The sequence below is a fragment of the Rhizobium leguminosarum genome (assembly GCF_004123835.1).
Classification (GTDB): domain Bacteria; phylum Pseudomonadota; class Alphaproteobacteria; order Rhizobiales; family Rhizobiaceae; genus Rhizobium; species Rhizobium leguminosarum_M.
The window spans coordinates 1-7,868 of the sequence record NZ_MZMU01000021.1; the positions used below are offsets into that span (position 1 = coordinate 1).

General features: G+C 59.1%; 10 protein-coding genes and 2 pseudogenes. 6 read left to right on the top strand and 6 right to left on the bottom strand.

Annotated elements, in window-relative coordinates; all coding sequences use genetic code 11:
• Nucleotides 1-323 precede the first annotated feature (323 nt).
• Nucleotides 324-508, top strand: a pseudogene (locus tag B5P46_RS35600) (ISNCY family transposase); the annotation flags it as partial.
• 45 nt (nucleotides 509-553) lie between these two features.
• Here B5P46_RS35600 and B5P46_RS28670 read toward each other — a convergent pair.
• The 5 genes from B5P46_RS28670 to B5P46_RS28690 are packed head-to-tail and all read right to left on the bottom strand — an operon-like array spanning nucleotide 554 to nucleotide 4,464.
• Nucleotides 554-1,711, bottom strand: a complete 1,158-nt coding sequence (locus B5P46_RS28670) for a glutathionylspermidine synthase family protein (RefSeq protein ID WP_129421692.1) — start codon at nucleotides 1,709-1,711, stop codon at nucleotides 554-556.
• Between the two features lies 1 nt (nucleotide 1,712).
• The gene (locus B5P46_RS28675) at nucleotides 1,713-2,306 is read right to left on the bottom strand and encodes a DUF1190 domain-containing protein (protein WP_129421693.1); all 594 of its coding nucleotides are present in this window, start codon (nucleotides 2,304-2,306) and stop codon (nucleotides 1,713-1,715) included.
• A 12-nt stretch (nucleotides 2,307-2,318) separates the two neighbouring features.
• Nucleotides 2,319-2,720: a DUF350 domain-containing protein gene (locus B5P46_RS28680; protein ID WP_129421694.1), complete on the bottom strand. Its 402-nt coding sequence runs from the start codon at nucleotides 2,718-2,720 to the stop codon at nucleotides 2,319-2,321.
• 35 nt (nucleotides 2,721-2,755) lie between these two features.
• A complete protein-coding gene (locus B5P46_RS28685; protein ID WP_129421695.1) occupies nucleotides 2,756-3,412 on the bottom strand; it encodes a YjfK family protein in 657 nt (218 codons plus the stop codon).
• Entirely contained in the window at nucleotides 3,409-4,464 is a 1,056-nt protein-coding gene (locus tag B5P46_RS28690) for an ion channel (protein WP_129421696.1), read from the bottom strand. Before B5P46_RS28690 ends, B5P46_RS28685 begins: the two co-directional genes overlap by 4 nt.
• Before the next feature lie 102 nt (nucleotides 4,465-4,566).
• On the opposite strand from B5P46_RS28690, the gene B5P46_RS28695 reads away from it, so the two are divergent.
• The 5 genes and pseudogenes from B5P46_RS28695 to B5P46_RS28715 all read left to right on the top strand — a co-directional run bounded on the left by B5P46_RS28695 (nucleotide 4,567) and on the right by B5P46_RS28715 (nucleotide 7,539).
• Complete coding sequence (locus B5P46_RS28695) at nucleotides 4,567-5,013, top strand: YjfI family protein (RefSeq protein WP_129421697.1); 447 nt, start codon at nucleotides 4,567-4,569, stop codon at nucleotides 5,011-5,013.
• Nucleotides 5,010-5,750, top strand: a complete 741-nt coding sequence (locus B5P46_RS28700) for a PspA/IM30 family protein (protein WP_129421698.1) — start codon at nucleotides 5,010-5,012, stop codon at nucleotides 5,748-5,750. Before B5P46_RS28695 ends, B5P46_RS28700 begins: the two co-directional genes overlap by 4 nt.
• Before the next feature lie 86 nt (nucleotides 5,751-5,836).
• Nucleotides 5,837-5,932, top strand: a pseudogene (locus B5P46_RS35605) (IS5/IS1182 family transposase); the annotation flags it as partial.
• A gap of 200 nt (nucleotides 5,933-6,132) precedes the next feature.
• Nucleotides 6,133-6,795 carry a ZinT family metal-binding protein gene (locus B5P46_RS28710; RefSeq protein WP_129421700.1) on the top strand — a complete coding sequence of 221 codons (663 nt, stop codon included), beginning with the start codon at nucleotides 6,133-6,135 and terminating at the stop codon, nucleotides 6,793-6,795.
• Nucleotides 6,796-7,050: 255 nt separating this feature from the next.
• Entirely contained in the window at nucleotides 7,051-7,539 is a 489-nt protein-coding gene (locus tag B5P46_RS28715; RefSeq protein WP_129421701.1) for a cupin, read from the top strand.
• A 197-nt stretch (nucleotides 7,540-7,736) separates the two neighbouring features.
• Here the strand turns inward: B5P46_RS28715 and B5P46_RS28720 are convergent.
• Nucleotides 7,737-7,868, bottom strand: a 132-nt coding sequence (locus B5P46_RS28720) for a transposase (protein WP_164986496.1), incomplete at its 5' end; no start/stop codon positions are given.

Below are 7,868 nucleotides of genomic sequence, written 5' to 3' on the forward strand. Positions count from 1 at the left end.
ACGATCCGGCGGTGATTGAACGCCGCAACGCGGCACTCGCAAGGCTCGACGCTGCAGAGTGAGGGGTCGATCGCATAGTCTCAAAGCTAAAGCCGAAAGCTGTCCCTCACCCGCCCCGATCTGATCTTGCAACCCGGACCAGCCGGTCAGATCGGGGCTGGTCGTCGGGCCGTGCACCAACCCAAAGTGACACTTCTACTTTGCACAGAAGCGGACATTCCAACTCCTCCGCCACAGTTGATGTAGCCGCAAAGTTGAAGTGTCCTGTTTCTGCAAAGTTGGAATGTCACTCTCCCCGCGTTTGATGACGTAGGAGATTGCGGATGGGACTGATAGCGATGAGCGAGCGTGATCTACAGCGGATCGAGATTCTATCGAAGGTGATCGCCGGCCGGATGACGGTGGTGTCGGCGGCGCATGTGCTTGATCTAGTACGCGCCAGGTGCGTCGGCGGACGGCCGGCATCAGGGTCGAGATTATCGCCGATGAAACTGGGGCGGCATCGCTCGACAATTAAAGGAAGATAGCCGCGCATGGCGTGAGGCATCTCCTCTTATCCGACGATGACGTGCGGTACGAAACGCGACAAGTTGGCGGTTATGCGCGAGCGGTCCTCGCGGACCGCAAGACCGCAGGCGCGATCACCGACGATCCAACTGCCGAGCACGGCGAAGCCGCCATCGCTTTCGAAAAGCGCGGCATAGGCCTGAACGATAAAGCCTTCGTCACCATAATCGCCGGGCGCGGAAATCAATTCCTGGCCATCTCGGAATATCGTGACGTTCTCGCCTTCTCGCGACAGCAGTGGTTTGCGCACATAGTCGCTCAAACTCGAGGCCGCCGGGTCGTCTGCGAAATAGCTAGCCAGCAGGTTGGGATGATTGGGGTGCTGCTCCCAGAGCAGAGGCAGAAGCCCTTTGTTGGAGAGCACGGCCTTCCAGGCGGGCTCGACGAAAACATCGCCTGAACGCACGAGGTCGCGGGCGAACGGCTCGCGCAGCATGAATTCCCACGGATACAGCTTGAAGCAGCGGTCGATTACCCGATCCTTGAGGTCGGTGTAACGGCCCTGCGCATCGATGCCGATCTCGCGTATGTCCAGAAGCTCGACGCGATGGCCGGCCTGCACTGCACAGTCCATCAGATAGACCGTCGTGCCGCGATCCTCCTCATTGTCGGTCATCGCCGCGAAGTGGAAGATCGACTCTTTGGAAAATTGCTCGAACGCCTCGACGAGGCTTTCCTGCAGGGAATTATACTGGTCCGCATCCTTGGGCAGGATACCCAAAGCCATCTGGTCGGTCAGCCAGTTGAACTGGAAATAGGCTGTCTCGAACACCGAAGTGGGGGTATCGGCGTTGTATTCGAGCAACTTGGCCGGACCAGTGCCGTCGTAAGCAAGATCGAATCGGCCATAGAGGTGCCGGTCGCGGCGCTGCCAGGAGCGCTGCACCACATCGCGCAGGTCCTCCGGAATGGCTAGCCTGTCGAGCGTCTCTTCGCTTCTGACGATATCGCCGACCATATCCATGCACATGTCGTGCAGTTCCTGGCTCGGCCCTTCGATCTGCATCTCGATCTCATCGAGCGTGAACGTATAGGCGGCATCGTCGAGCCAATAGGGCTCGCCATACATGACGTGAAACCCGAAGCCGACGGCGCGCGCCTTGTCAAGCCAATCAGGACGCGCCGGAAGGGTGATGCGCTTCATGTCAGCCGCCGAAACTGAACGACGAACGGCCCCCGAAGCCTTGACGGGCAACGGTGCGAGTGTTGACGTTGACCGGCTTGACAGTCTGACGCGAGGGCGCGATCGCGGTGTCGTTGCCGCCCGAGCGAACAGTCGTTGTCACCGTTTGCCCCGAGCGATTGCGATAAATCGGTGTCGAGCCGTAGGAGCCACTCTCCTCCTGGCGCCGGCGATAATTGTAATAGTCGCCGATGTTGTTGAGTGCGGAAGACAGCACGTAGCCTGTCAGGAACGGCACGAAAAAGCTGCCGCCTCCGCTGGTATTGGTGGGGACGGCACTGGCCGACTGTTCCGTGCACTGGCCCGAGCCGTATTCGGCCTCGCAGGCGGCCATGCCATTGAAACGCGGCGCGGCGGCGAGATGGGCCCGCATGGCATCCTGATAGCCGGCCTGGCAGACCTGCCGGTCCATGCCGGAAGTCACGCATTGGTCGACGGAGGTGAACATTGTCTCCGAAGGAGTCTGATCGCCGCAACCGGACAGCGCCAGGGTCGAGGCAGCGATCGTGCCGAGGGCCAGGAAAGGTCGTTTGTGTCCGCTCTTACGTCTGCGCATCGTTCCCTCCCCTCAATAGGTCATGCAGGCGGCGTTGAGAATACCGATGACGAGCGCGATGCCACCGCCCCATATGCCCGCGGCGATATTGTCGGCAGTGATCTTTTCATGCAGATCCGTCATGGTGAAATTCGCAATATAGTAAGCGAGGATCTGCGCCAGAATGCCGACCACCGCCCATATGATGTAGTCGACGATGCTGACCGAATTGGCTGCGGCCGAAGCCAGAGGCAGGCTGAAACCGACAAGCGCGCCCAAGAATGCCGTGACGGCGGCAAGATTGCCTGCGCGAATGAGTTGGACTTCCTTCTGCGGCGTCAAGAATGTGTAGATCACCGCAAAAACGCCATAGGCGGCAAGACCGACGGCGAAATAGCCGAGGAAGGCAGGCAGACCCGCCACGTAATCGAGCATTGAAAAAGTCCTCCGTTGAAATTGATAGAATCTCCTCAGACGCGGCGAACATCGGCCGGAGCGAGTCCGTAGCCGATCAGAAATTCCACCGAGCTGCCTGCCTGGCTCTGTCCGAGATCGAGGTCGCGCTCGACATTGATCAAAAGCATTTCGCGCGCCGAGCCAAGCGGGCGATAATACAGCATGCAGGTCTGGTGAATGGAGCGCTGCGCCTCACCGTCGTCGACCTTCTCGACAAACTCCACCAATGGGGTGCGTTCCGGGCCTTCGCCCCAGAAGCGGCTATAGAGGATGCCGTCGGCGTCGTAGGTTGGCTGGCCGATCAGGCCCTCCGGCCCGGTCCAGCGGTTCCATTCGCCCTGCCCGGCAGGCACGACGCTATCCCAGGGCTGATAAAAGCTGATGTCGTCGACATCACCCGGCTGGCCCGACGTCGACATCACCTGAATCATCCGATGGTCTTCATCGTAGTAGCGCGACAGAACCGTCGCGGCATCGAGCGAAACCTCACCGTAGGCGGCAATGATGAACGGGCCGCTCCGTGGCAGCGGCATGGCCGGCTGGCCGGCCAAAGCCTCGGCTTCGAGGGAGAGGAAATCGATCTCCAACGCCCCGCCGATGGCAGCGCTCAACGGGCCAAGTTCTTTGGGTAAGGGCCTTTCGTTCTTGTCTCTGCCGAACCAGCCGATCATGATACCTCTCCCATTCGAGCCCAAGCGATGGCAGCGGGATCTAGCCGCATTCCGCTGATATAGTAAAGGGTCTCGCCGCCCCGCATCAGCGTCTCGTCCCGGCAATTGAGGTCGGTCATGCCCTGGCTCAGCATGCCCACCAGCGTCACGTTATGTTGACGCTTGAGCCTTAAAAACACGTCTCCATAGAGTAGCGGCATTTGCAAAGGCGGAACCGCCAGGGAAAAGGCCGTGTCGGTGGAGGCCGCCGACAGCAGCCGTGCGGCGATTTCCGAAGAGCCAGGATCACGGGCCGAACGCGACAGCAGCTCCTCGGCGAGCGAGCCCACCGCCTCGACACGCGGCCGGCGTTGTTTGACCATCTGCGCCGTGCGGTCGTCGGCGAAATAGGCCACGATATGGGCATTGGGCGCGTGGTCTTCGGCAATCAGCACGGCAGCGAGCGTCTCGTCGTCATTTGCGCCGCGCGCGATGATCGCGCGCGCCTTCGCCACTCCGGCCCGCACCAGAGCGTCGGCATCGGCAAGCCGCTCCGTTCTGATATAGTCGGCGTAATTGCTGGCGGGATTTTCCGGAAGGTCCTTGGCAACCAGAACACTCATCGGTTCGTTGGCCTGTCGTTCGGCATGCAGCAGCCGAAGCGTCTGGTATGTCTGCCCGTCCTGCCAGCCGAGGACGATGATATGGCCGGTGCGTTCGCTGTAATCACCCAATCCGCGCATGCGGTTTCTCCAGATCGTGCCGATAGTTGTCAACAACTTGCCAAGAACAGCGGTGAAGATGGCAATGCCACCGGGAAGAACGAACAGGACGGTCATGATTCGGCCGAGCCCGGATTTTGGAGAGAGATCGCCATAGCCGACAGTCGTTGCCGTCACCATATAGTAATAAAGAAAGTCGACCGGATTGCCGACGAGGTCGCCTTCGCCGGCTAGCAGGAAGAGCAGATAAGAAGCGACCAGATGGATCACGAGGATAAGAAAAAGGGCTGACCAGGCCAATTCGCCGAGCGAGAGATATACACGCCGCAGTAATGAAGCGATAAATGGCACGCGATTGGCCCCCGTTCCCAACGCTTAGCCTAGCGAAATTTATTTAGCGCGCCACCTTTAAGTGGCATATCGACTACCCAGATATTTTCGACGTTCCAACCGATGGAGGATTTTTTGGAGACCTGGAACCTCACCACTTTAACGCGCCTGTTCGCCGCCGATCCGGAGGTACTGGGCGATGTGGATGTAGCCGTACCCGAACAGGGCGACGTCATATGCGTGACTCTGAAGGAAAAAGGCGATCTCGACGTCTTCGTCGCAGTGAGCGGGGAGCGCGACATCCTTGTCAGCGCAGTTCTGGTGCCCTGCAAGGACGTGCCCAACCGAGAAGCCTTCGAACGGATGGTGCTGAAGACGCACAAGTTCGTGCCGCTCTCCAGCTTCGGCATCACCACGATCGACGGTGAGGAATGGTATGAATTGTTCGGCTCGCTGTCAGCACGCTCGCCGGCCGAGACGGTGGTCGAGGAAGTGGCGATTCTGGTTGCCAATGCCGTCGATGCGGCACACATGATTGAAGAATGGAAAAGCGGGGAGATTTCAGCGTGAGCACCTGGGGAAAGATTTTCACCGCCATTCGCGGCGGCATCAACGAGGCAGCGGAAGCGGCCGCCGACAGCCAGTCCATGCGCATTCTTGATCAAGAAATCCGCGACGCTGAACAGTCGCTGCGCAGTGCGCGATCCGATCTGGCCGGCATCATGGCGTCCAACAAGAGCGTCATGCGCCGACTTGAAGAAAACCGCGCAAAGGAGACCAAGGATACCGACAGCGCTCGCGCTGCGATCTCCGCGGGCCGCACGGATCTGGCTCAGGGTCTCGCTCAGCGCATTGCCGGGACCCGTGCCGAAGTGCAGCGCGATCAGGAAGAGCTCGATCGGCTACTGCCGCGCCAGCAGCAGATGCTGCGCACGATCCAAGAGACCGAAGCGCGCATCGCTCAGATGAAGCGCGAAGTGGAGAACGTCAAAGCCAATGAGTCGCTGCTGCGCGCTCAGTCGGCGATTGCCCATAGCCAGTCGGGCATCAATACCCGTCTCGGCAGCGCCGTCGAAAGTCTCGAACGTATCAAGAAACGCCAGGAAATCACTGCCGGCCGCATCGAAGCCGGTGCTGAACTGGCCGCACTGGAAAACGGCAGCGACCTCGATCGCCAGCTGCGAGAGGCCGGCATTGGCAGTTCGAGCCACTCGGCCGACGACGTTCTCGCACAACTGATGATACCGAGGCATTCGGCTGAGCAGGTCTTGCTGCCCGCGCCCGCGCCCGCCGGCAACAAAGACTGATAATGTGCGAAGCGGCCGCCCTGTCGGCAGATTGGAGACAGAGCGGCCGCACGTGGGACTTTCGGCGTTGCAGCCCGAACAAATCGAAGAATGATACGGCTCCTGCCTGTGTTCTCGTCAGGGGGCTGCCGGCCAAGCACGTGCTCGCAGACCGCGCCTATGACGCCAGCACGATCCCGGATTTCGGCACCGATACGGCTTTGAGCCGGAGCTTTTGGAGCGATGGGCGCCTCCTGATTACTTGGATGTAATGCATTTGAATGGTGATCCCCCGGCGACGCGCATCTTGCGCTTGCAGTCAAAGCACGCTAATTGGCGTTTGTAATGTTATTACATCACCACTGGCACGATCCGTGCCGGCCAATCGAAAGAGTCTCAGTGAATGAACAAGGCGATCACAACACTCAGCTACGCACTGGCTGTATCTGCAGCATTGACTTTTGCAGGAACGGCAGGCGCCCAGACATCTTCGGGAAACAATCACAGCCACAGCCATTCCCACGATAAGAAGGGGTCGGTAAATGAGGGTTATTTCGATGACGATCAGGTGAAGGCGCGTGAACTGTCGGACTGGGAAGGCGACTGGCAATCAGTCTATCCCTATCTTGTCGACGGAACCTTGGATCCGGTGATGGCCGACAAGGCGAAACACGGCGACAAGAGCGCCGGGGAATATCGTGCCTACTACGACAAGGGCTACAAGACCGACGTCGACCGGATCGTCATCAACGGAAAGAAAGTTACGTTTTTCCGCGGCAAGGACTCCGTGACCGGAGACTACGAGACGGATGGGCACGAAATCCTCACTTACAAAAAAGGTAATCGAGGGGTTCGTTTCATCTTCAGGAAAAGCGTCGGTGATGACGCCGCACCTCGGTTCATCCAGTTCAGCGATCACATCGTCGCCCCCGAGAAGGCCGAGCACTACCATCTTTATTGGGGCAATGACCGCGCCGCCCTACTGAATGAGGTCACTAACTGGCCGACCTACTACCCCTCGAGCCTGAATGGGAAGCAGATCGCCGAGGAGATGCTGGCCCACTGACTAGCCGAGGCCGCACGTAGCCGGATCGGGGGGCGCAGAGCGCCCTCTCTTGTGTTTGCTTGGAGCGCGAAGCATCCGGCGGTCTCCATATCCTCGCCGAGGCTACAGCGCGTCGAGGAACCTTTGGCAATCACCAAGGTTTAGTTTTTGAAGCCATTAGCGCGGAAGACTTCAGTGACGAGCGCCTCAAAAGACCTGCGTGAACATCTTCAACGGCTCCGCGCCCTCGCGGCAACCGAAACCTAGGCATTTAACATGCACGTCGAAACGACAATTTTCGAGCCGAGCGACCGGGTCCCGAACAATCAGCGCCTTCCGGTATTACTTTACAAGGGGCTTTCTGGCGACGACGGATCTTGTGATTTCGAAGATCGCTTCGCAGGAAGCGGTTGGACAGGCATCTGGACAAACGGTGTCTTCGATTATCAGCACTACCATACCAGCGCACATGAGGTGCTCGGTGTCGCACGGGGTAGCGCCACTCTTCTCATTGGCGGTCCCGGTGGTCACGCAATAAAGGTCACGGCGGGAGACTGTCTGGTGCTTCCAGCCGGGACAGGGCACCAAAATCTCGGCTGCACGTCGGACTTCCAGGTCGTCGGCGCTTATCCTGAGGGACAGTATGCCGACATTCAGACTTCGGCTGCATCAAGCGAAATGCTGGCAAAAATCTCGTCAGTACCCATTCCCCACAGCGACCCCGTTCAAGGCCCGTCGGGTTTTCTCACCAAGAAATGGCGGTAGTCGTTCGCCACCCATCGTGCGACCACACGCCGGCTTAAAAAGCCTTACATTCATTCTACCATCACGACCTTGCTTGTATCCTGGGATGCGCGAATCCCGGAGTTGCGGTTGCGCTTCACGTGCTCCACCGCGCGTCAGCAAAAATATCAGCATTGGCTACGGTCGCATCGTCTAAAAGGCCCACTGGAGATCGAGAGCTAGGTGTGGAGCCTCAACAGGTTGTCTCGGTTGAGACCGAGGCGACCGATGGGTGTTTTTGATTTCAGGCTACCATGAGGACGATGCCAATTGTACATGTGGGTCCAGTTTGGCAGATGGGCTTTTCGGTG

Coding starts and splice junctions, on each gene's coding strand:
- B5P46_RS28670 (WP_129421692.1), bottom strand. CDS start 1,711: ATGAAGCGCATCACCCTTCCGGCGCGTCCTGATTGGCTTGACAAGGCG.
- B5P46_RS28675 (WP_129421693.1), bottom strand. CDS start 2,306: ATGCGCAGACGTAAGAGCGGACACAAACGACCTTTCCTGGCCCTCGGC.
- B5P46_RS28680 (WP_129421694.1), bottom strand. CDS start 2,720: ATGCTCGATTACGTGGCGGGTCTGCCTGCCTTCCTCGGCTATTTCGCC.
- B5P46_RS28685 (WP_129421695.1), bottom strand. CDS start 3,412: ATGATCGGCTGGTTCGGCAGAGACAAGAACGAAAGGCCCTTACCCAAA.
- B5P46_RS28695 (WP_129421697.1), top strand. CDS start 4,567: ATGGAGGATTTTTTGGAGACCTGGAACCTCACCACTTTAACGCGCCTG.
- B5P46_RS28710 (WP_129421700.1), top strand. CDS start 6,133: ATGAACAAGGCGATCACAACACTCAGCTACGCACTGGCTGTATCTGCA.
- B5P46_RS28715 (WP_129421701.1), top strand. CDS start 7,051: ATGCACGTCGAAACGACAATTTTCGAGCCGAGCGACCGGGTCCCGAAC.